Source organism: Thalassobacillus pellis (assembly GCF_016908295.1).
Lineage (GTDB): Bacteria > Bacillota > Bacilli > Bacillales > Halobacillaceae > Thalassobacillus > Thalassobacillus pellis.
The window spans coordinates 511742-534676 of sequence record NZ_JAFBDO010000002.1; the positions used below are offsets into that span (position 1 = coordinate 511742).

Genomic DNA, 22935 nt, shown 5'->3' on the forward strand with positions numbered 1-22935 from the left:
AGTCACCTTCCATCCTGCATTTTAGGTGATATCAATTCACACCAGACTGAATCGTCAGGGCCATTGCAGTTGTCGAAAGCTTCGCATGCACACCAAGAGGAACAGCGAAATGCGGCTGACAGTGGCCAATTTTAAATCCTTTTATGACAGGCTTATTCACTCCCTTTAAATAATGATCCAGCACCTCAGACAATTCCAGGGAAGGCTTGTTATTTGCAGGGACAGCATTATGGAAATCACCAACCACCACCCCCGCGGCCTCCTCAAGCTTCCCGGCGGCTTTCAGCTGATTGAGCATGGAATCGATGCGGTAAGGTGCTTCATCAATGTCTTCCAAGAGAAGCAGTTTTCCTTTCGTTTTTAATTCAAAAGGTGTGCCCAGGGAACTGATCAGTAAGGAAAGGTTACCGCCGACAAGTTCACCGGAAGCGACCCCTTCCGAGATGACTGCCAATTCAGATAACCTTGACGAATAGTGTAGATCTTTGGGATAGAATAACTGTAGAAAAGACTGTTTAGATAGGGCATGACAGCTTTCCTTTCCGATATCAGAGCTAAGCATCGGCCCATGGAAGGTCACAAGCCCTGTCTCCTGCCTGATTGCAGTATGTAAATAAGTGATATCGCTATATCCCCAAAAGATTTTCGGATTTTTCCGGATCACCTCATAATCTATCAACCCAGCAATTCTCGCTGTCCCATATCCTCCTCCTGCACAGATGACTGCTTTGATGTCCTGATCGGAAAACATCTGATGGATATCGTCTAACCTATCCGTATCTTTTCCAGCTAGATAGCCGTGAACCAAATCAACACTTTCCCCGACTTTCACCCGTAACCCTAATTCTTCAAGGAAAATAATTGCCTGTTGCAGGTTTTTAAGGTCAGGTGGACTAGCCGGAGCGATAACCCCAACGGTATCACCCGGTAATAACCTATTCGGTATAACCATCTTTTTCCCCTTCTGACAATAAAAAAGCTACAGCGGGCGATGGGGACAGAAGGCGGGTTTCCACCGCCTATCCCTGTATCTATACCCACTGCACCTCAAAGATTGTCTGTTTATTTTTTATCCGCCCATTTCAACTCAAGATAACCGACTGGGTGCCGAACAATGTTTTTGACGTCCTCCTGCTGCAGTACCACCTGGTTATAGAAGTGAACAGGGAATATCGGCATCTCCTCAAATAATACTTTTTCAGCTTGATACATATACTCCCAGCGTTTCTTTTCATCCGATTCATTTTTTGCTTTTTTAATCAGATCATCGTACTTTCCATTGGACCAGCCAGTACGGTTCATAGATGAGCCAGTAGTGAAGCTTTCCAGGAAGTTGATCGGATCAGCGTAATCGGCCAGGAATGAACTGCGGGATAATTGATGTTTCAAATCCTTCTGATCTTGCAGGAATACGTTCCATTCTGTATTTTCCAACTCAATTTCAACGCCCAGATTTTCCTTATACATTCTCTGAATCGTTTCTGCGATAGCCTTATGGTCGTCACTCGTATTATAAGTCAACGTTACTGGGGGAAGTTTATCGTATCCCTCTTCTTTCATACCTTCTTCCAGAAGCTGCTTTGCTTTATCAGGATTAAACTCAACCAATGCTCCATTTTTTTCACGGAAATCATTACCGGAGGGGTCTGTGAACCCGTAGGAGACAAATCCGTGTGCCGCTTTTTCTCCATTTTTAGTGACATATTCAACAATATCTTCCTGATTGACTGCCATGGAAAAGGCTTTGCGGATTTTTTCATTCTGGAAAGGTTCTTCATTGACATTAAAGCGATAGAAATAGGTTCCTGCCTGAGCTTCAATCACCACGTTTTCATTATCCATCAACTCTTCAGCCATTTCACTCGGGATTCCGGAAGTGTCTAAATCACCACTTTGAAACATCTGATACTCTGTATTGGTATCATTGACCATCGACCATTCGACCCGGTCCAGGCTCACTGTTTCAGCATCCCAGTACTGATCATTCTTCTCCATGACAAGCTTGCTGTCATGCTTCCATTCTGCCAATTGGAACGGTCCATTACCGACAAATGTTTCTGCATCTGCAAACCACTCAGGATTTTCTTTCGCAACCTCTTTGTTGACAGGGAAGAATGCAGGGTTGGAAATGATATTAAGAAAGTATCCTGTCGGAGCTTTCAATGTCACTTTCAACGTTTTGTCGTCGACCGCCTCTACCATCACATCATCTGCAGAGCCTTTACCTGTGTTAAAAGCTTCTCCTCCTTCAATGAAATAACCAAGAAATGCGGCCGGTGAGGCAGTTTCCGGATCCAGTAACCTTTTCCAGGCAAATTCAAAGTCACCAGCTGTTACCGGATCGCCATTCGACCATTTAGCATCGTCGCGGAGATGGAAAGTATAAACTTTTCCATTATCTGAAATCTCCCATTTTTCCGCTGCAGCGGCCTTAGGTTCATGAGACTGATCGAGGCGAGTCAGCCCTTCCATCAGGTTGTTTAGAATATTCCAGGAGTAGGAATCAAATCCGATCGGAGGGTCCAAAGAAGTAGGTTCACTGCCATTATTCAGCTTCAGAACTTTCTCTTCGCTTTCCCCCTGTGTTGTATTTCCGCTAGTGGTACAGGCAGTAAGTACGATGACCATACAGACAGCTGCAAATACAGGCAACCACTTTTTCATTTCGTTTGCTCCTTCCATATATATGTATTTAATTAATAACTTAACTACAATACAGCTGGTTTACGTGCCTTTTCATCTTGGAGCCAGCACTCCACCTGATGTGTGTCACTTAAAGCGGTTTGGTATGGATAGACTTTTTCGCATACTTCCATCGCCTGTGGGCACCTTGCAGTAAACGGGCACCCGACAGGAGGTGAAAACAAATCAGGAGGTGTACCATCGATCGGAATAAGCTTCTCTTCAGGCCGATCAAGCCGGGGAACTGACAGCAAGAGACCTTTAGTATATGGATGGCTGGCGTGATAAAAAATTTCCCTTTTATCGCCAACTTCAATGATCTTCCCAGCGTACATGACAGCAATCCGGTCAGCTATTTTTGCAACAACACCAAGGTCATGAGTGATTAAAATGATAGCTATGCCAGTTTCCTTCTGTATTTTTTCAAATAATTCCAGTATTTGGGCCTGAATAGTTACATCCAGAGCTGTAGTTGGTTCATCAGCAATCAATAGTTCCGGCTCGCAAATCAATGCCATGGCGATTACGATTCTTTGGCGCATACCTCCACTGAATTGATGAGGATATTGGCGCAGGCGTTCTTTCGGGTTCGGAATTCCTACTAGGTCCAAAATATCCATAGCCTGTTGGTTTGCTGCCTGCCTTGATATCTGCTGATGCTGTCTAAGACCTTCTGTCAATTGTTCTCCGATGGTTAGCGTAGGATTTAAAGCGGTCATGGGATCCTGGAAAATCATCGAAATATCAACGCCCCGGATATGACGCATTTCCTTTTCTTCCTTTGTCACCAGTTCCTGTCCATTATAGATAATCTTACCTGCGGTGATTTTTCCTGGCGGTGACGGAATAAGCTTCATAATGCTGTTTGCGGTGACACTTTTTCCACAGCCAGACTCTCCGACGATGGCAAGCGTTTCTCCTTTATGTAAATCGAAGCTCACTCCTCTTACCGCTTGTACTTCCCCTCCATACGTCACAAAAGAAACGTGCAGGTCTTTCACTTGTAATAATTTTTCCAAAGTCAATCACCTCCTCAGCTTCGGATCCAGGGCATCCTGCAGCCCGTCTCCTAACACATTGAACGCAAACATCGTAGCCGAAATAAAAAATGCCGGGAAAAACAGCCTCCACCAATGACCGGATAAAATAGTTCCAAGTGACTCATCAGCCATAACTCCCCAGCTGGCATAAGGGGACTGGATACCCAGTCCGAGAAAACTCAGGAATGCTTCGGCAAAAATTGCAGTAGGAACAGTCAATGTCATTTGGACGATAATCGGTCCCATCGTATTGGGTAAAAGGTTCTTTCGAATGATCCGGAATGGTTTCGTGCCAAATGATTTCGAGGCCAGGACAAATTCATAATTTTTGATCTGGAGGACCTGGCCTCTCACTATCCTAGCCATACCAACCCAACCGGTGACTGTGAGGGCAATGATAATCGTCAAAAGACTCGGTCCCATCACAACTAACAGCAGGATGACTACCAAAAGATAAGGAAGTCCATATAGAATTTCGATGACCCGCATCATAACATTGTCTACTTTGCCGCCACGATAACCTGCGATACCACCATAAATGACACCAATGAAGAAATCGATAAGCGCAGCCATCAACCCGACAAATAAAGAAATTCTTGCCCCGTACCATGTTCGTGTGAATACGTCTCGTCCAAGATGGTCCGTACCAAACCAGTGGTTGAGGGAAGGGGGCTGGTTTTGAGTCGCAAGAGGTCCATCCTGTACTGTATACGGGGACAATACTGGACCAAATATCGCCATAATACTAAGAAAAATCAGGAAAAGCAGTCCTCCCATTGCAAGTTTGTTCTTAGACAATCGCTGCCACGCATCCTGCCAATAAGAGAGGGATGGCCTGACAACCTGCTCAGCAGATTTTATATCCTTTGCCTTTGGCCTGAACCACTCGTCTGGAATATTCCTGGTATCTGGAGAATGATCTGTTTTTGTTTTCTCTTGCAAGTGTTCCATCGTCAATCACTCTCCTTTTTATGTAATTTGATACGAGGGTCGAGGACACCATAAGCAATATCGACAAGGAAAAGCATAAATACGAGAAAAAAGCTGTAAAACACGGTCGTCCCCATTATCAATGGATAATCACGCTGATTGATCGCTTCAATAAAATACCTGCCCATACCGGGAATCGCGAAAATTTTCTCGATTACGAAAGTCCCTGTCAAAATTCCGGCTAGCAATGTTCCCAGAATCGTAACAACCGGCATCAACGCGTTTTTCAATGCATGTTTGATGACGATTTTATAAGGCTTGAGCCCTTTTGCTTTCGCTGTTTTGATATAGTCCTGTGTCAATACTTCCAGCATGCTTGACCTTGTGAGTCTCGCGATTATCGCCATCGGACCTGTAGCTAACGCCATCGTCGGCAGAATCATATGCATCGGGCTCGACCATGTCGCTGGCGGGAGCAATTCCCAATCGACAGCCATCTTTTGAATTAACAATGTAGCGAGGACAAAGTTGGGAATAGAAATTCCCAGTACGGCGCATGCCATGGCCAAGTAATCAATAAATCCATTGTGTTTAAGTGCAGCAAGCACTCCTAACACAATCCCGGATAATACTGCCACGATTATAGTGACCATCCCTAATTCAAAAGAAATCGGGAATCCTCTTCCAAGCAATTCATTGACAGACTCTGTCGGATGTTTGATCGAAGGGCCAAAGTCGAGAGTTGCGATCGATTTCAAATAAATGAAATATTGAATATAAATCGGTTCATTCAAATGGTAATGTGCTTCAAGATTAGCCTGGACAACATCATTTGTTCCTCTCTCTTCATTAAACGGTGATCCGGGAATAGCGTGCATCAAGAAAAAAGTCAATGTAGCTATCACCAGGACGGTCATAATCATAATTAAAAACCTTTTAATGATGTAACTGGCCATTTCCGTCACCCCTTAACAAAAAGACGTCCGTGATGCGAGTTCAGTCATCACAATCATTGCCCGGTAAGCGTCTATGATATTTTTCGCTTTATATGTCACTATCGTCGTTCCCTCTTCCAATTCGGTTCCTGGTATGAGGTTTGCCCACTCTGCCTGTCCAAAATTAGTAAATTCGATGCGGAGCACTGGCCTTTCCGGCGGTATTAGCGGTTCTGCACTTCCCGCCCGGGACATTGCCTCTCTGACTTTATTCCGAAGCAGTCTTCCGGATGCTGCCGGGGTAAGACTTTTCACAGAGGATCTGGAAATTGTTTCTTTTACAGCTGCAGTCGTCACACTTGGGAGCAATTGTTCCGCTTCCCTTGCAGCACAATCATCTCCTGCAACCATCAGGACCGGCACACGGTAATAACCTGCCACATAGGCATTAAAACCAAGCTCTCCTACCGGCTTGTCGTTTATGAAAAAATTTCTTACCCCAAATGACATCGAATGGGACATCACACCTGGCTGACCTGCCCTGGCATGATAGCCGAGGAAAACTGCTCCCGCATAGCTTCCATCCAGATGCTGGACCATTGACATCGGCTTAACTCCTCCAGTAATCAAAACAGCATCAGGATGAAGGCAGTCAATCAATATGTTATTCATTTTCGAATGACTATCATTTACGAGTACTTCCGTGCAGCCATTCTCAAGGGCGGCTTCAATGACATGGTTGGTTTCCTCCGTCATTATTCTTCTCGCACGCTCATAATTATGCTTGGACGATTCTACATATGTATGATCTGGCAAGCCTGTAATACCTTCCATATCCACCGAAATAAATAGCTTCATTTGGCTGAACGCCCTTTCTATTTGTAATATATGGTATTATTTTCATGAATTTTCATAAAATTCTATCAAATTTTCCCTTAATTAGCAATAATGACTATTATCCCGGGCTATCTATCCTTTTTTTATTAAGATTTTGATATGTGAAGTATTACTTCCCCTTGAGTAAATGATCTCTCTTTACCATTACTGCCAAGAAAAACGTTTAAAGAAGTTGCTTAAGCTTGCTGTGGATTCCACGATGGGAGGGAGGTGGTGACGCATGCACGCGTTTCGCGAGAATCAACTATTATATAACATTATGCCGCTAATACATCAGGGGGCTAAATTAGTGACAAAACGGTCTGTATGGACATAAAACTCCATACAGACCTTTTTTATGAATACTATCTTTTCTCTTAGTTTTTCAGTGGCCTATATTGTTTTCCGGTCAGTTTTTTTCAGTATCAACATAAAGAAAAGGCTGTACCCATTTAGTCTATTACAGACTTATGGGACAGCCCCTTCAGAAAAATTCAAGTTAAAAAATGTTCGATCTGAATATCAAAATTTTAAGTGTAAATTAATCCAGAATTTCTCCTTGAAGTATTTCATCTTTATATAATAAGTTGCAAAGGTCTTTCCACTCGCTGTCTGTTTCAAATTTGTCTGACTCAATGATGGCGGCAGCGTCTTTTCTTGCTGTTTCCAGCGCCCGATAGTCATGGACCATATCTCCTACTTTGAATTCTGGAATACCGCTTTGTTTTTTTCCAAAAAAATCACCAGGGCCACGCAATTGGAGATCTTGTTCAGACAGCTCGAATCCATCCGTCGTTTCGGTCATTATCCGCATACGCTCTTTGCCAACTTCCCCTTTTGGGTCAGCAAGCAAAATACAATAACTTTGAGCGTCACTACGTCCAACACGTCCACGCAGCTGGTGGAGTTGGCTAAGACCAAAACGCTCGGCGTCATAAATAACCATTACGGTTGCGTTCGGCACATTGACACCGACTTCGACAACGGTCGTAGAAACGAGTACCTGGATATTATTTTCTACAAAATCCTGCATCACTTGCTCTTTCTCTTCCTGATGAAGGCGGCCGTGCATCAGGCCTACATTCATGGACGACTCATAGTAAGTCGTTAGCTGGTGATGAAGCTCTACTGCGTTTTGGATGTCAAGCTTATCGGATTCCTCGATTAACGGGCAGATAACATATGCCTGATGTCCATGATCTACTTCTTTCTGGATAAATTGAAGAACACGATCCATCATTTCCCCTTTTACCCAATAGGTTTCCACCGGTTTCCTCCCGGATGGCATTTCATCGATGACCGAAACATCCATGTCGCCAAAGGCTGTAATGGCAAGGGTTCTGGGAATCGGTGTGGCAGTCATGAAAAGAACATCAGGAGAAAGTCCTTTATCCCGTAACGTCCTACGCTGATTCACACCAAAACGGTGCTGCTCATCGACAATAGCAAGTCCGAGCTTCGCAAATTCAACCTCGTCCTGAATTAAGGCATGTGTGCCAACAATGATATCTGCCGTATGTTCCTTCACTTGCTCGAGCAACTCCCGGCGCTTTTTCCCTTTAATTGAACCTGTCAGCAATACAATGGATACCTTATCTCCAAACAACTCCGTTAACGACTCATAATGCTGTTCGGCCAATATCTCTGTGGGTACCATAATGGCACCCTGGTTGCCCACGGTGATGGCTGCATACAAAGCGATCGCAGCGACAGCGGTTTTACCGGAACCGACATCCCCCTGGAGGAGACGGTTCATCCGGTACGGTGATTTCATATCTTTCAGAATTTCTGCGAGGGAACGCTTTTGGGCATCAGTAAGTTCAAAAGGGAATGACTGCACGAAGCCCGTAAGCTGGTCATTATCATAATTCTGGGCATTGCCAGAAGTAGCTTCCCTTTTCAGTTTACGGAAAAGCTGCATTTTTAACTGGAAAATCAAAAACTCTTCATAGATGAATCTTCTTCTGGCATGCTTCAACTGCTCTCTAGACTCCGGGTAGTGCATTTGGTTCAAGGCATGGAGCCGGCCAGGAAGTTTGTAGTCAATGACCAGCTTTTCAGGAAGAATTTCATTCACTTGATCCCCATAAGCTTCCATGGCATTCATGATCAGTTTACGCATTTTTTGGAGTGTAATATTCTCTTTTAAAGAATAGACAGGCTGAATGGGATTCTGCGCTTCCGCCCGGCCTTTTTTGTACTGACTCACGGTAATCTGAAGGCGGCGCTGATCCCATTTTCCCGTAACAGTAATGATATCATCTGGCTTGATCTGCTTCTTGGCAAATGGCCGGTTAAACATGACAGCTTTGATGGCAAACTGCTCTACTTGCAGGGTCATCATCAACCGTGATTTTTTTCGTCCATAATAGGTAAGGGAAGGCTCTCCGACTACCTTCCCTTCAATCGTTGCTTTTTCATCATGAACGAGTTCTGTGATTGGTTTAACTTCATACGTATCATAGCGATAAGGGAAATAAAACAGCAGATCCTCGACTGTATGGATACCCATTTCCTGGAGAGTCTCCTGGACTTTTTCCCCAACACCGTTCACATTGGCCACTGATTCCATCAACAACAGCTCTCACTCTTTCTTTAAAGATATTCCATAAACTTTAGCCTCTAACTCCCTGCCGGTTGGAGTGGCAGCAAGGCCGCCCTGTGCAGTTTCACGTAATGCGACAGGCATCGTCTGTCCGATTTTATACATCGCATCAATTACTTCATCACAAGGAATCCTGCTTGTAACGCCGGCAAGGGCCATATCAGCTGCCACGACAGCATTGGAGGCTCCCATGGCATTTCTTTTTACACAAGGCACTTCGACAAGTCCTGCAACAGGGTCGCAGACAAGGCCAAGCATATTTTTTAAAGTGATCGCCATCGCTTCCGCTGATTGAGAAGGTGTACCACCAGCCATTTCAACAATGGCTGCAGCCGCCATACCTGCTGCTGACCCAACTTCTGCCTGACAGCCGCCTGCCGCACCAGAGATAGAGGCATTATTCGCTACTACGAATCCGAATGCCCCCGAGGTGAACAGGTAGCGGACCATCTGCTCCCGTGTTGGATTCAGCTTATTTTTGACTGCAAATAACGTTCCAGGGACACATCCGGCACTTCCAGCGGTAGGCGTTGCACAGATTGTACCCATGGCAGCGTTCACTTCATTAGTCGCTACTGCTTTACTCACAGCATCCATCAGTATTGGACCGGACAGAGGCTCTTTTTCCTGCATATATTTTTGGATGAGCACTGCATCTCCACCAGTCAGCCCGCTGTGGGAACGAACACCTTTTAAGCCATCCTCAACTGCTTTTTCCATGACATCCAGGTTACGTTCCATTTGGCCGACAACTTCTTCTCTTGTCTTTTCTTTCACTTCCATTTCCTGGCGAATCATCACTTCAGATATTTGAATGCCTTCACTTTCGGCAAGCTCTACGAGTTCAGCAACATTACGAAACATACGACCCGCTCCTTTCCAGTTGTAAAATTACATGCTAGTTATTGTTATTAATCTACTATTTTAGCTACTTGCAATATATGGTCACCTTGTTCAAGCTCTTTCAATATAGTGTCATCAAGGTTTTGGTCCACTTCTATCACCATCAAAGCCCGTTTTCCTTCTTCTTTTCTGGAAACCTCCATATGCCCAATATTGATTTCATGCTTGGCCAGAATTGAAGTAACGGAAGCAATCGCTCCGTATCGATCATTATGGATCAACAGCACAGCTGGGTGATTGCCGGACAAGCGAAGTTCAAATCCATTAAGCTCTACAATCTCTGCCATTCCGCCACCGATGGAAATACCGACCAGTTCTAAGTCACCGTCATCATCCCCGATTCTCACTTTAGCAGTATTCGGATGATCCGTGTGAGCTTCTTCCTCATGGAATTTCACTCTGATTCCTTTTTGTTTTGCTGTCTCGAGGGCACTGCTGATACGTGTATCATATGTGTCATAGTCGAGTATACCACCGACTATGGCGACATCCGTACCATGTCCTTTATAGGTTTTTGCAAAAGAACCATACAGATGGATATCTGCCCATTTCGGTTCCCTGCCGAATAAATTGCGGGCGGCTCGCCCGATTCGTGCCGCTCCTGCTGTATGAGAACTGGAAGGACCGATCATTACTGGTCCAATAATATCAAAAACAGATTTATACTTCATCGTAACACCTTCTCTTTCTGCAGGTTGTAAAAATTGTAGTAGTACATATGAAAAGGAGGCATACCTGGTTCCTATTATATCTTAAACGGAAAACGCTTTCCGGAACAAGTGTTTTCCACATTTTTCGCTGGTCTATTAAATAAACCGCAGGCATACTTGCCTTTCATAGACTTCGATACTATAATGTACTTTTGTGGGTTGCGTGATCAACCGGGTGGGAGAGGGCTAAAACTATATAGAGGGATACACATGCTTTCAAAGCATATGACATTACGAAAGTCATCTGGTTGGAAAAATGATGTGGTGGCAGGTTTCATCGGCTATTTCACTACCGTATATATCGTGGCGGTCAATAGTTCGATCCTTAACGATGCAGGAATTCCTGTAGGGAGTGGTATGATTGCCACTATTTTGGCCAGCTTCGCAGGATGTCTTTTAATGGGAATTTATGCAAACGCCCCGATGGTACTTATTCCTGGAATGGGTGTAAATGCTTTATTTGCCTATACTATCGTACAAGGAACTGAGATGGATGTCCACCAGGGACTAGCTGTAGTCGTTACAGCTTCTGTGATTTTTCTGCTGACTGCATTTACTCGTCTTGGAAATTGGCTGAAAAATGCTATTCCTGATTCGTTAAAGCATGCCATTACGGTAGGGCTTGGGTTGTTTCTGACATTGATCGGCCTGGAAAAAGGCGGTCTGGTTGTCAGAGGGGAGCATTCACTTATTACTCTAGGCAACCCTTCATCTGAATTAGTTATTACCAGCCTGCTGACGATGTTTATTGGTGTGTTTTTATTCACCAGAAATGTTCCTGGAAATTTTCTGATTACCATGGTTATTGGAACTTTAATTGCTTATAGCTTTGGGCTTACAGGAGAAACAGGGCAAGCTGTGGCAGTTACTGACAGACCATTCCTGTGGATGCCTGATTTTAGCGGTGCTGGTACTTTGACATTCTGGATGGCTGTCTTTCCGCTCAGCATTGTTCTGATATTTGAAAATATGGGGCTTGTCCACGGTCAGCTTGGCATGCTGGGCAAGGAAGAAAAATTCCCGAAAGCCTATCAGGCTACCGCTTTTTCTGTTCTGGTAAGCGGGTTTCTCGGAACTTCTCCAACTGTTTCGTCCGCGGAAAGTGCGGCAGTCATCGCTTCTAAAGGGAAAACAGGAAGAGCGGCCATAACGATGGCAATACTTTTCCTTGCAACATTGTTTTTCATTCCTTGGCTGACACTTGTCCCTGGAACCGCAATAAGTCCAATCTTGATCATTGTTGGCGCGTTAATGGTACAGAATATAAAGCATATCAAGCTTGATCAGGTATCCGAAATGATGCCGGCATTCCTGATCATCGTTATGATTCCTTTCACTTACTCGATTGCAGACGGTATGGCATTTGGGTTTATCGCCTACCCGCTCGTAAAACTTGCGATTGGGAAGCAACGGGATCTGTCTCTTCCTATTGTGTGCATAGCCATGCTTTTCTTGGCAGATTTTGTCCTTCGAGCGTTAGGACATTAAAGTTTTCCGCAGGCTTTTCTTGCCGCCAGGAGCAAAAGACCCTTCCCTTTCCGCGGACGAGCACCCGAGCTTCCTCGCGAAGCCCGCGATCGGCGATCTCGGCCTACACGTTCTTCCGCTGGAGTGGAAGGGTCCTTGCTCCTTGGAATTTCCTTGAGACAAAAAAAGCTCTCCTTCACCTAGCTCACACTTGGCTAGATGGAGGAGAGTATTATTATGTTCAGACAGGCAGCCCTTGTCAATGCTAGATCTTTGTCTCTTTCCCATTTGTACACATTGTTCGGTATTTTTGTTCAGCAATCAGCTACACTATAAACCTTCAATTAGAACCTCTTTCATTATTCTACCGAGAAAATGAACGAATAGATAGGCTGGCCGCCTTTATGAACTTCGACTTCCATATCTTCGAATGCCTCTTCCATATATGATTCAATGGCAGCGACTTCATCTTCCGAAGCTTCTTCTCCGGCAAGTACCGTCAAAATTTCATCTTCATCTTCGTCAATCATCTGTTTCAGCAACTCACGTACTGTTTCTATTTTATCTATGTTAGTAGCTTTGATTGATCCATCAAGAATTCCCATGAAATTGCCTTTTTCAATCGTCATTCCTTCAATCTGTGTATCCCGCACTGCATAGGTGATTTGACCCGTTTTGACCGTTTCCATCATAGCAGCCATTTCCTCTTTATTTGTAGATAAGTCGTTATCGGGATTAAAGGCCAACAATGCGCTCATTCCTTGTGGTATCGACCTGGTTGGAACTACAGCTATCTTTTCATCGGCCAGTTCCGCTGCCTGTTCAGCAGCCATAACGATATTTTTATTGTTTGGAAGGATGATGATTTGTCTCGCATGGGCCTCTTTAATGGCATCCGAAATATCTTTTGTACTTGGGTTCATCGTCTGGCCGCCCTGAATAATCACACTTGCACCAAGGCTTTCAAACATCCTTCTCAGCCCATCTCCCATCGATACGGCAATGATGCCATAGTCAGCTTTTTCTTTCGGTGGCTGGGAGACATTTTTCTTCTTGTCACCAACGATTGCGGTGTGTTGTTCACGCATATTTTCAATCTTCATATTGATAAGACTGCCGTATCGCTGACCTAACGTCATAGCTTTGCCCGGATACTCCGCATGCACGTGTACCTTAATCAGTTCCTCATCAGAAACGACTAATAAAGAATCACCTAATTCACTGAGTTCATTGCGGAACTTCTCTTCGTCATAAGGATTATCCTTTAGCTTGTCTTCCTCAAACTTAACCATGAACTCTGTACAGTAACCAAATTCGATATCCTCTGTATTCATGAAATCCTGGGCAAGTTTGTGATGTTCGGCACTAACCAGGTCGTCCATCGTCACTGTGTCTTCGGTTTCAGGCAGGGCTTCCCCTTTTAAGTTAGCCAAAAACCCTTCATAGATGGTTAATAGACCCTGACCACCACTATCAACTACTCCGACCTCTTTTAAAACAGGAAGAAGGTCCGGTGTCCGCTTCAAAGAAGCCTTTGCTTCTGCAACGACTTTTTCCATAAAAATGATAAGGTCATCTTCTGTTTTGGCGATTTTAACTGCTTCCTTAGCTGTATCCTTTGCCACTGTAAGAATTGTTCCTTCCACAGGCTTCATAACAGCCTTGTAGGCAGTACCCACACCTGCATCGAGAGCTTTCGCAAAATCTTTGGCAGTCAACTCTTCCAGCGGAGCAGCTTCTCTTCCGAAACCACGGAAAAGTTGTGACAGAATGACACCGGAATTTCCCCGCGCACCCATAAGGAGGCCTTTAGCCAGTGCCTGTGCCACCTTTCCTGCATGATTCTCTTCTACATTATTGACCTCATTCGCACCTGAGGTCATCGATAAATTCATATTCGTGCCAGTATCCCCGTCTGGAACTGGAAATACATTAAGCGCATCGATCATTTGGGCATTGTTCGTTAAATGTTTCGCCCCCGCAAGGACCATTTCTGCGAACGTCTTGCCGTCCAATTTGTTTACCGTCACGCCTGCTTCCTCCTCTGTCTCTACTAGTTAATCTATGGTGGCGTCATTATCCTTCGTTGGAAACACGTACTCCTTGAATATAAATGTTCACAGAGTTGACGGATAATCCAACCGTTTTATTTAGCGTATATTTCACTTGAGATTGTACGTTATGAGCTACTTCAGAAATTTTTGTGCCATAACTGACGATAATGTACATGTCGATATGCAAGTAATCTTCTTCCTGGCGTACAACGACCCCTTTGGAAAAATTCTCTTTCCGAAGAATTTCTGCAATCCCGTCACGGAGCTGGTTTTTTGATGCCATTCCAACGATGCCGTAGCATTCGACAGCTGCCCCTCCTGCGATTGTGGATATGACCTCATTGCTGATGGTTACATGACCATATTTCGTATTCAAATCTACGGACATGGTGATCCCCCTTCGCCCATTACTTTAGTCATTACAGTATAACACATTTCCATTTATCCATGCCTATCAAGAAGAGCTGTCCAACTTACCTGGGCAGCAATCTGTTACTACTTTCCTTATAATACTTTGGGGGAATTCCATTGATCTGTCAAGTGAAAATTCTTGATATAATTTTTCTGGATATATTGCAAACATACGGGTGATATGGTACATTGGATAAGTATTTCAAGATATACATGTCTGCATTAGGAGGGATTACCATGGGACGTAAATGTGTCGTAACTGGACGCAAAACTACTTCAGGTAACAATCGTTCACACGCGATGAACGCCAATAAACGTAAATTCAAATCAAATGTACAGAAAGTACGTATTTTGGTCGATGGAAAACCTAAAAAGGTTTATGTATCTGCCCGAGCACTTAAATCTGGTAAAGTAGAACGCGTTTAATTTGAACGAATTTACACATTATAATTTAAGTGCAAAAAAAGCACCCTGGAGCGGGGTGCTTTTTTTGTCAGCCTTTTTTGAAAGTTCCAATGACAGCTCGGACAAAGCCACCAAGGAATTTTGGGAGTTTAATCGTATAAAATTTCAATGAGTCCCCCTCCTCTTTCCCTAATCCCATATGAAACTACTACTGGACGTACTATTTCAAATATCACGACTCCTTATTAACAATAGTATGCCCTGAGTGTATGAAAAAGTACCAATATCTTTTACAAGCTTATTAGACATACACAATGTTGACCCTATAGGTAAATCGTTATTTTCCAAAGGATAATAAAATCCCTCTAAGTGCAGTCCAGTGACCTCCATCGTTAACGGAAGGAAGGAAATATAGGGATAGTCGGTGTTCCTTGTAACAGCATGTGTACCAGGGGATGTCAGTTCCATCTGATTTTGAGTGTCGATAATTGTACAGGGAATCTCTGCTTTTAAGAGGGTGTACAATAACTGAATGTTCGCCAGTGTATGATCAATCCTTCCTCCTGTTACACCAAACAGCAGTATTTTGTCAGGTTTCATCTTCATGGCTTCCATTACAGCTATTTCCAGGTCTGTGTCATCCTTTTCTTCAGGATAAACGTCCACCTCAGCAGCCTTGGCCTTTATCTGTTTTAGGGTAGCGGATGTGACAGAATCAAAGTCCCCTAGAGCTTTTGTAATTGGCACTCCCCGTTCCAGAAGGACTTCTGCCCCTCGGTCGGCTCCGATCCAATGGACTGTTTCTTCATAATAAGGCTGTAAATCAGGGATATAGCGTTTCGGCCCTCCCCCTATGATAGCGATGATGTTCATATTTAATTCCTCCATTTAGAAAGGTATGCGCCTCTCCCGCACTTGACAAGCATTAAATGCCCGCGTCAGGAGGGGGTGGTGAACTGGATGCCATTTATAACCTCATCCTGATTAGAAAAATTTGGCTTATCGCCAAGTCCTTATGGCGAAAGCCTTAGTTTCACTTATACTTTAATCCTTTAACAAACTTAAATATTCTTAAAGTACAAGAAAGAAAAGCCGCACAACAATGGCGTGCGGCTACTTGATCATTTAGAATGCTTGATTTGGCTGATTGCCTGTTTCCGATCATCTTTTTTGAAAACAGCACTTCCTGCAACTAACACATCTGCGCCTGCTTCTTTACATATCACTGCTGTTTCTTCATTGACACCGCCATCTACTTCAATTTCATAAGACAATCCCATTTCATTTTTCCAGTCAGCAAGCTGTCTTATTTTAGGAACGGTCGAGTTAATGAAAGACTGTCCGCCAAACCCCGGGTTGACTGTCATCACCAGTACAAGGTCGACGTCTGGTAGAATCGGCTTAACCGCTTCCGCAGGTGTGGCTGGATTCAGAACGACTCCAGCTTTCACACCGTGACTTTTAATCAGCTGAATGGTTCGGTGGAGATGCGGACATGCTTCCTGATGCACAGAAAGATAATCCGCACCTGCCTTGGCAAACGCTTCAATGTACTGATCGGGATTTTCAATCATTAAATGAACATCAAGTGGCAAATCAGTGAACGGCCGAATGGCGTCTACGATCAAGGGGCCAATTGTGATATTAGGAACGAAATGTCCATCCATCACGTCTACATGGATATAATCCGCTCCGCCTTTCACTACGTCATTAATTTCTTCACCGAGCCTGGAAAAATCGGCAGATAGTATGGAGGGTGCAATTTTTGTCATGTTAATACCTCGGCTTTCTGTTTTGTATTTCTTCAAGAAATTGCAGGTAGTGATCGTACCTGGTCTGAGAGATTTCACCGGCAGCTACACTTTCTTTCACTGCGCACTTTGGTTCTTTGTTATGCAGACATCCCCGGAACTTACAAAGATGCTGTACTTCCCGAAATTCGGGCAGACATTCCGGCAGTTGTTCTACTTCTATAGTCTGGAAATCAAGCGAACTGAAACCAGGTGTATCTGCGACAAGGCCACCAGCAACTTCAAAAAGTTCGACATGCCTGGTTGTATGCTTACCTCTGCCCAAACTGGCAGAAATATCATTCGTCTCAATATCAAGTTCCGGAGAAAGTACATTCAGAATGGTGGATTTTCCTACTCCCGACTGGCCTGCGATAACTGTCACCTGGTCTTTCAAGTATGGCTTAATCTTTTCTATATGTGCTTCGTCTTCTACAGTAGTCATTACTACCGAGTAGCCAGCTTTCTCATAAACACTTAAATAATCATCTATCTCCTTACTCTCCGCTGTGGTCAGAGAATCCATTTTTGAAATGACGATCAATGGCTTGATATGATTGGATTCTACAAGAACCAAAAACCTGTCCAAAAGTAGGGAGTTAAAGGCAGGTTGTTTTGCAGAAGTGACGATTATCGCCTGATCGATATTAGCGATCGGCGGCCGGACCAATTCATTTTTTCGCTCACTGATAGATAGGACGTATCCCTCTTCATAATTTTCAGCTTCAAAGGTCACTTCATCTCCCACCAGAGGGGTGATTTTTTGTTTTCGGAAGACACCTCTTCCTCTGCATTGAAAAATTTCTCCCCCTGAGTAGACATAATAAAACCCACTCAAAGCTTTCATTATTTTTCCTGCCGGCATACCTTCACCATCCTAGTAAGGGATTGTAGCTTCTTCAACAACCTCTTCACCTCTTAATACTTTATAACTTGCTTCGGTCCCTGGTGCAATCGTTAACGGAAACTCGAATGTAGTATCCTCTGTTATTGTTTCTTTTCTGTATACCTCGGATATATCGTGTTCCATATCTTCTATATAAATGATCACTTCTTGAGCAGGCGGACTTTCATTAGGATCTTGTTTATTTTTGTTTTCGTTGTTCTCGTTTCCTTCTCCGTTTTTGTTCCCATTTTCATTGTTATTTCCTTCGCCGTTATTTTCATCCTGAGGTTCTTCCTCGGGCTGAGCCGTATAAGGAACGGTTACACTGACATTTTCAGTCCGCGGCGGCTGTTCCTTCTGGCCTTTAGATACAACGACTTCAATCGTCGATCCCTGTTCAACTTCCGTATAGGGAGCTGGTGATTGAGAAATGATCATTCCTTCTTCAACAGAATCAGAATAATCTTCACTGACTTTCATATTCAGTTCGTTTTCCGTCAGATAAGACTCTGCCTCCTGCTGGGATAAATTTTTCAAAGGCTTCAACATGACAGTCGGCGGTCCCGAGCTTACTTTGAAGATCACACGCGCTTCTTCAGGAACAACTTGCTCATCTGGCTGTGGCTGAATCTGCTCTATGATCTCTCCAGCAGGCTGATCGGAGTTCTCCCTGATCGGCAGGATATTTTTATACCCCTTCGCTTCCAGTTCTGCTTTAATTTTTTCAAACTCCTCACCCACATAGTCGCCAAATTCCATTTTTTCCTTGCCACGGCTTGAAAAAACTGTGACTGTCGCTCCTTCTTTCGTCACCATCCCCGCGTTCGGGTCCGTTTTTACCACAAAGCCCTCTTCCACGGTGTCCGAATAAACGGTTTCCCGTTCTACCTTCAAATTCAAATTGCGGAGTTTGCTGTAGGCTTCTTCGTATTCCATTCCGGTCACATCAATCATTTCGACGTCTTTTGGCTGCATTAATTCAGGCAGGAAAATAATAGCAGCAATACCGGCAGCTACAAGGAACAGCAAGATGCCAAGCAGCCACCCCCAAACTTTTTTCTTCTTTTTTTTCGTTTTATTCTTGTCTTTTTTCTCATCCTTTTTGACTTCATCTGTTATTGGGACGTTCTTCGTATTTCCACCGTTTGTATGGATAATCGTTTCATCGTGCTGTTGATCTTTAAAAGCTTCTTGAGTAATGACTGGAATCGCTTTTGTCTTCTCCCCGTCATCATCTTCCTCTGGTACAAATGGAGGTTCGTCATACCTTTCCGGGTCTAACGCAGTATCCAAATCCTCCTCCATTTCCTGAACGTAGGCATACCGATGAAATGGATCCTTCGCTGTAGCTTTTAATACGACATTTTCCACGCTTTGGGGCAGATCAGGGTTCCACCTTTTTAGGGATGGTGTATCATTTTGCAGATGCTTCAATGCGACTGAAACTGCTGATTCACCAGAAAAAGGAAGCCTTCCGGTCAATAGCTCGAAAAATACGATACCAATAGAATAGATATCCGACTTCTTCGTTGCTACGCCTCCTCTAGCCTGTTCGGGTGACAAGTAATGAACAGAGCCCAGGATTGAATTTGTCTGCGTAAGTGCTGTTGCACTAAGCGCCATCGCTATCCCGAAGTCAGTCACTTTTACTTGCCCATAATGATCGATAAGAATATTCTCTGGTTTAATATCCCTGTGGACAATTCCGTTATCATGGGCATGTCCAATCGCGGACGTTACCTGATGCATGATATCAATAGCATCATTCACGTCAACTGGGCTATTGGTTTGTATGTATTTTTTCAAAGTCATCCCATCTATATGTTCCATCACCATATAATAAATATCTTCTTCTTCCCCAACATCATAAATATTGACAATATTAGGGTGCGAAAGACTAGTGGCTGATTGAGCTTCCCTATGAAAACGAGCGATAAATTCTTCATCATTGCCGTATTCAAGACGCAATACTTTGATTGCCACTTCTCTTTCCAGAATTGTATCCTGAGCTAAATAAACGTTCGCCATTCCGCCTCCGCCAATCATCTCTTTAAGCAAATAACGTTCGTTCAATAGCCGATTATTCAGCATTATGATCCACCACTTTCCCGCCAGGAGAATCATAATGAACTAATACCAATGTGATATTATCTTCGCCTCCGCGATCATTAGCTACGTGGACGAGTTTTTCTGCAACATTTTCCGGTTCCTGAGAGTTTTTGACAAGTTCATACAGCTCGTTATCATCAAGTTTATTCGTCAGCCCATCGGAACATAGGAGTAATATATCTCCTTTTTCCCATTCAAGGGAGTGTGTATCAACGGTTACGTTCCTTTCTGTGCCTAACGCTTTCAAAAGGACATTTTTTCTTGGATGCTGTTCTGCATCTTCCCGGGTGATTTGGCCAGACCGTACCAGTTCATTAACAAGGGAGTGATCCTCCGTTACCTGCTTGAAGCCATATTGATTGGCCAGATAGCATCGGCTGTCGCCTATATGAGCGATGGAAACGAATTCACTTGTACAAATTGCAGCCACTACAGTAGTTCCCATCCCTTTACAATCGTCATTTTGCTCGGAATGGGAAAATATCGTTTCGTTCACTTGGGCAATCGCTTGTTGCAGCCATTCTTCCGCTTTATCAGGGGAATCCATTCGTGTAGCTGTCTGCCACGTTTTATGTAAGTTGGATGTCGCCATTTCACTCGCCACATCCCCGGCACGATGCCCGCCCATGCCATCAGCGACAACGGCTAATGTCTGCTGATTGTTATTGATGAACAGTCCTCCAGCATCTTCATTATGGTTTCTGACCTGCCCTTTGTCCGTCAAAAAATAACCATTCATTATCTCACCTCGTATCCCATTTCGTGCAAAGATTATAGATCGCATACTGTTGCGAGCTTTCACAAAGTCAGTATGCGATCCAAAATTGTTTTTTTAATCAGTCTTGACCAATCTTGTTAAGAAAAAACCATCCGTGTCAAAATGCTGGGGAAACAACTGCAGCCCACTCTTACTGATTCCGGCAGATTCAGCCAGGACATTAGGGAGATCCTTCTCAAAAGACGGGTCGACTTTAAAAGAATTATGTTTCTCCAGGAATCGTTCAACTACTCGCTCGTTTTCTTCTCTGTCCACAGTACAGGTACTATAAATCATTTTTCCACCCGACTTTAGTAATGGTGCTACACTTTCCAATAATTCCTCTTGAATCGAAGAAAGTGCAACTATGTCTTTTTCCTGTTTATGGTATTTGATGTCGGGTTTTCCTCTCAATACCCCAAGGCCTGAACAAGGAGCATCGAGTAATATTCGATCAAATGATTCCTCCGAATGTTTTTCACAGAGATTTCGACTGTCCGCCTGCCCTGCTTCGATGATATGAAGGTCAAGCTGTGCTGCTTTCTCTGTGACTAGCTTTGCTTTTTTGGCATGCAGATCATAAGCAATAATTTGCCCTTCATTTTCCATTTTTTCTGCAATATGGGTTGTTTTTCCTCCCGGTGCACTACAGGCATCAAGCACTTTCATCCCAGGGGTCACATCCATCATTTCTCCTACAAGCATTGAGCTTTGATCCTGAATAGTCACTTTTCCAGAAAGGAAGAGATCATGCTTTAGAATGTTACCAGATTCGATAATGATCCCCTGTGGTGAAAGCAAGGAAGCAGTCACTTCATAGCCATCAGCCTTTAATAGTTCAATGGCATCCTGACGTGAAATTTTCAATGTCTGGACTCTGACACTCATCGGCTTATATGTCAAATTGGAAAAACACATTTCCTTGGTTACTTCAAAGCCATACATATCAACCCAGCGTTTCACCATCCATTCAGGATGACTCGTTTCAATGGCCAGACGATTAATCGGTTCTTTTAATTCACTCAGGTCGGAAACACCGCTGCGCTGAATATTTCTAAGCATGCCGTTTACAAGGGAGGCGATACCTTTGTGTCCACGTTTCTTTGCTATTTCCACGGCTTCATGGATGATGGCGTGATCAGGAATTTTATCCAGGAAAGTCATTTGGTAAATTGACATGTATAACAACCATTTCACCCATGGCTGTAATTTCTTTTTTCCTTTTACTCTGTCTTTTACATAATAAGCAAGAAGGTCTCTGCGCTGCAGCGTCCCATAAACGATTTCTGTCAGTAAAGCTCCATCCCTTTGAGACAATCCTTCCTGCTTCATAGCCCGATCGATTAGTACATGGCTGAAACCGCCCTGTTCACCTATCCGAGTCAACAATTCAAGAGCTGTTTCACGCACAGCAAATTTCTTCATTCCGAATCTCCTAACTGTTCCCCACGTTCCATATCACTGCCTGCCCCATTCAAAAAATCCTGTGCTGACATACGTTTTTTTCCTGAAGGCTGCAATTCGGTTACTTTTATTCCTTTATTATCGCCTGTAGCAACAATGAAGCCATCATCGGCAATAGAAATAATTTCACCAGGTTTTCCACCAGTATTCTTTTCGATTTTTTCTCCCCACCACACCTTCATTGGCTTACCGCGCCAGGTAGTGAATGCCACCGGCCATGGATGTAATCCTCTGATATGGTTGTAAACTGTTTCTTGATCATTGGTCCAATCAATCTTTTCCTGTTCCCTTTTAATGTTGCCTGCAAAGGTCACTTTTGATTCATCTTGCCTGGTCGCTTCAAGCTTGCCATCTAATAGTTCAGGCAAGGTAATGCTAAGCAGGTTCGCTCCTGCCTCGGCCAGTTTATCGTGGAGGGTGCCGACATGGTCTTTATCTGTAATCGGGACTTTGACTTGTGACAGCATGTCGCCGGCATCCAGTTTTTCCACCATATACATGATTGTAACGCCTGTTTCCTTTTTTCCTTCGAGAATAGAATAATGAATTGGCGCACCTCCCCTAAACTCGGGAAGCAAGGATGCATGTACATTTATACAGCCATATTTCGGAGCTTCCAGCAATTCTTTTGGGAGAATCTGGCCGAATGCTGCTGTGATAATCAAATCCGGATCATACTCCAGTACGTGTGCGTATTCTGTTTTAATTTTTTCAGGCTGGAAGACTGGAATGCCATGTTTCTCAGCCGCTTCTTTAACAGGGGGCGGCGTCATGACCCTTTTTCTCCCTTTCGGCCTATCGGGTTGTGTGACGGCACATACAATATCGTAGCCTTCTTCAATCAATTTCTCTAATACGGGTACGGCAAAATCCGGAGTTCCCATAAATGCAATTTTCGTCATGGGTGCATA

21 protein-coding genes are annotated in these 22935 nt (G+C 43.9%); 2 read left to right on the forward strand and 19 right to left on the reverse strand.

Going from position 1 to position 22935, the window contains the following annotated elements; genetic code table 11:
• Positions 1-31: 31 nt before the first annotated feature.
• The 9 genes from JOC33_RS08385 to sdaAB all read right to left on the reverse strand — a co-directional run bounded on the left by JOC33_RS08385 (position 32) and on the right by sdaAB (position 10642).
• Positions 32-952: a S66 peptidase family protein gene (locus JOC33_RS08385; protein ID WP_205092041.1), complete on the reverse strand. Its 921-nt coding sequence runs from the start codon at positions 950-952 to the stop codon at positions 32-34.
• Between the two features lie 110 nt (positions 953-1062).
• Positions 1063-2664: a peptide ABC transporter substrate-binding protein gene (locus JOC33_RS08390; RefSeq protein ID WP_205092042.1), complete on the reverse strand. Its 1602-nt coding sequence runs from the start codon at positions 2662-2664 to the stop codon at positions 1063-1065.
• 44 nt (positions 2665-2708) lie between these two features.
• Entirely contained in the window at positions 2709-3701 is a 993-nt protein-coding gene (locus JOC33_RS08395) for an ABC transporter ATP-binding protein (RefSeq protein ID WP_205092043.1), read from the reverse strand.
• A gap of 6 nt (positions 3702-3707) precedes the next feature.
• On the reverse strand, positions 3708-4673 hold the full coding sequence (locus JOC33_RS08400) for an ABC transporter permease (protein WP_205092044.1): 966 nt from the start codon (positions 4671-4673) through the stop codon (positions 3708-3710).
• A gap of 2 nt (positions 4674-4675) precedes the next feature.
• The gene (locus tag JOC33_RS08405; protein WP_205092045.1) at positions 4676-5608 is read right to left on the reverse strand and encodes an ABC transporter permease; all 933 of its coding nucleotides are present in this window, start codon (positions 5606-5608) and stop codon (positions 4676-4678) included.
• Positions 5609-5620: 12 nt separating this feature from the next.
• Positions 5621-6445 carry a M55 family metallopeptidase gene (locus tag JOC33_RS08410; RefSeq protein WP_205092046.1) on the reverse strand — a complete coding sequence of 275 codons (825 nt, stop codon included), beginning with the start codon at positions 6443-6445 and terminating at the stop codon, positions 5621-5623.
• Positions 6446-7004: 559 nt separating this feature from the next.
• Positions 7005-9041: an ATP-dependent DNA helicase RecG gene (gene recG, locus JOC33_RS08415; RefSeq protein WP_205092047.1), complete on the reverse strand. Its 2037-nt coding sequence runs from the start codon at positions 9039-9041 to the stop codon at positions 7005-7007.
• A 6-nt stretch (positions 9042-9047) separates the two neighbouring features.
• Entirely contained in the window at positions 9048-9932 is an 885-nt protein-coding gene (gene sdaAA / locus JOC33_RS08420) for an L-serine ammonia-lyase, iron-sulfur-dependent, subunit alpha (RefSeq protein WP_205092048.1), read from the reverse strand.
• 47 nt (positions 9933-9979) lie between these two features.
• Positions 9980-10642, reverse strand: coding sequence for an L-serine ammonia-lyase, iron-sulfur-dependent subunit beta (gene sdaAB, locus JOC33_RS08425; protein WP_205092049.1), 663 nt, complete (start codon positions 10640-10642; stop codon positions 9980-9982).
• 249 nt (positions 10643-10891) lie between these two features.
• On the opposite strand from sdaAB, the gene JOC33_RS08430 reads away from it, so the two are divergent.
• Positions 10892-12169, forward strand: a complete 1278-nt coding sequence (locus JOC33_RS08430; RefSeq protein WP_205092050.1) for an NCS2 family permease — start codon at positions 10892-10894, stop codon at positions 12167-12169.
• 338 nt (positions 12170-12507) lie between these two features.
• Here JOC33_RS08430 and JOC33_RS08435 read toward each other — a convergent pair whose 3' ends face one another.
• Together JOC33_RS08435 and JOC33_RS08440 are read right to left on the reverse strand one after the other, a co-directional pair.
• Positions 12508-14178, reverse strand: coding sequence for a DAK2 domain-containing protein (locus tag JOC33_RS08435; RefSeq protein WP_205092051.1), 1671 nt, complete (start codon positions 14176-14178; stop codon positions 12508-12510).
• A gap of 46 nt (positions 14179-14224) precedes the next feature.
• Positions 14225-14590, reverse strand: coding sequence for an Asp23/Gls24 family envelope stress response protein (locus JOC33_RS08440; protein WP_205092052.1), 366 nt, complete (start codon positions 14588-14590; stop codon positions 14225-14227).
• Between the two features lie 260 nt (positions 14591-14850).
• Between JOC33_RS08440 and rpmB the strand changes: the two genes are divergently transcribed.
• A complete protein-coding gene (rpmB, locus tag JOC33_RS08445) occupies positions 14851-15039 on the forward strand; it encodes a 50S ribosomal protein L28 (protein ID WP_205092053.1) in 189 nt (62 codons plus the stop codon).
• A gap of 67 nt (positions 15040-15106) precedes the next feature.
• Here the strand turns inward: rpmB and spoVM are convergent, their stop codons facing one another.
• The 8 genes from spoVM to fmt form a co-directional block, all read right to left on the reverse strand.
• Complete coding sequence (spoVM, locus tag JOC33_RS08450; RefSeq protein WP_205092471.1) at positions 15107-15187, reverse strand: stage V sporulation protein SpoVM; 81 nt, start codon at positions 15185-15187, stop codon at positions 15107-15109.
• 56 nt (positions 15188-15243) lie between these two features.
• Complete coding sequence (locus JOC33_RS08455; protein ID WP_205092054.1) at positions 15244-15891, reverse strand: thiamine diphosphokinase; 648 nt, start codon at positions 15889-15891, stop codon at positions 15244-15246.
• 248 nt (positions 15892-16139) lie between these two features.
• Complete coding sequence (gene rpe, locus JOC33_RS08460) at positions 16140-16790, reverse strand: ribulose-phosphate 3-epimerase (RefSeq protein ID WP_205092055.1); 651 nt, start codon at positions 16788-16790, stop codon at positions 16140-16142.
• A gap of 1 nt (position 16791) precedes the next feature.
• Positions 16792-17673, reverse strand: coding sequence for a ribosome small subunit-dependent GTPase A (rsgA, locus tag JOC33_RS08465; protein WP_205092056.1), 882 nt, complete (start codon positions 17671-17673; stop codon positions 16792-16794).
• 12 nt (positions 17674-17685) lie between these two features.
• On the reverse strand, positions 17686-19785 hold the full coding sequence (pknB, locus tag JOC33_RS08470; protein WP_205092057.1) for a Stk1 family PASTA domain-containing Ser/Thr kinase: 2100 nt from the start codon (positions 19783-19785) through the stop codon (positions 17686-17688).
• Positions 19775-20542 (reverse strand): Stp1/IreP family PP2C-type Ser/Thr phosphatase, encoded by a 768-nt coding sequence (locus tag JOC33_RS08475; protein WP_205092058.1) that lies wholly within the window; start codon positions 20540-20542, stop codon positions 19775-19777. Before JOC33_RS08475 ends, pknB begins: the two co-directional genes overlap by 11 nt.
• Positions 20543-20635: 93 nt before the next feature.
• Positions 20636-21985, reverse strand: coding sequence for a 16S rRNA (cytosine(967)-C(5))-methyltransferase RsmB (gene rsmB, locus JOC33_RS08480; RefSeq protein ID WP_205092059.1), 1350 nt, complete (start codon positions 21983-21985; stop codon positions 20636-20638).
• Positions 21982-22926 carry a methionyl-tRNA formyltransferase gene (fmt, locus tag JOC33_RS08485; RefSeq protein WP_205092060.1) on the reverse strand — a complete coding sequence of 315 codons (945 nt, stop codon included), beginning with the start codon at positions 22924-22926 and terminating at the stop codon, positions 21982-21984. The genes rsmB and fmt overlap by 4 nt, the downstream gene beginning before the upstream one ends.
• Between the last annotated feature and the right edge of the window lie 9 nt (positions 22927-22935).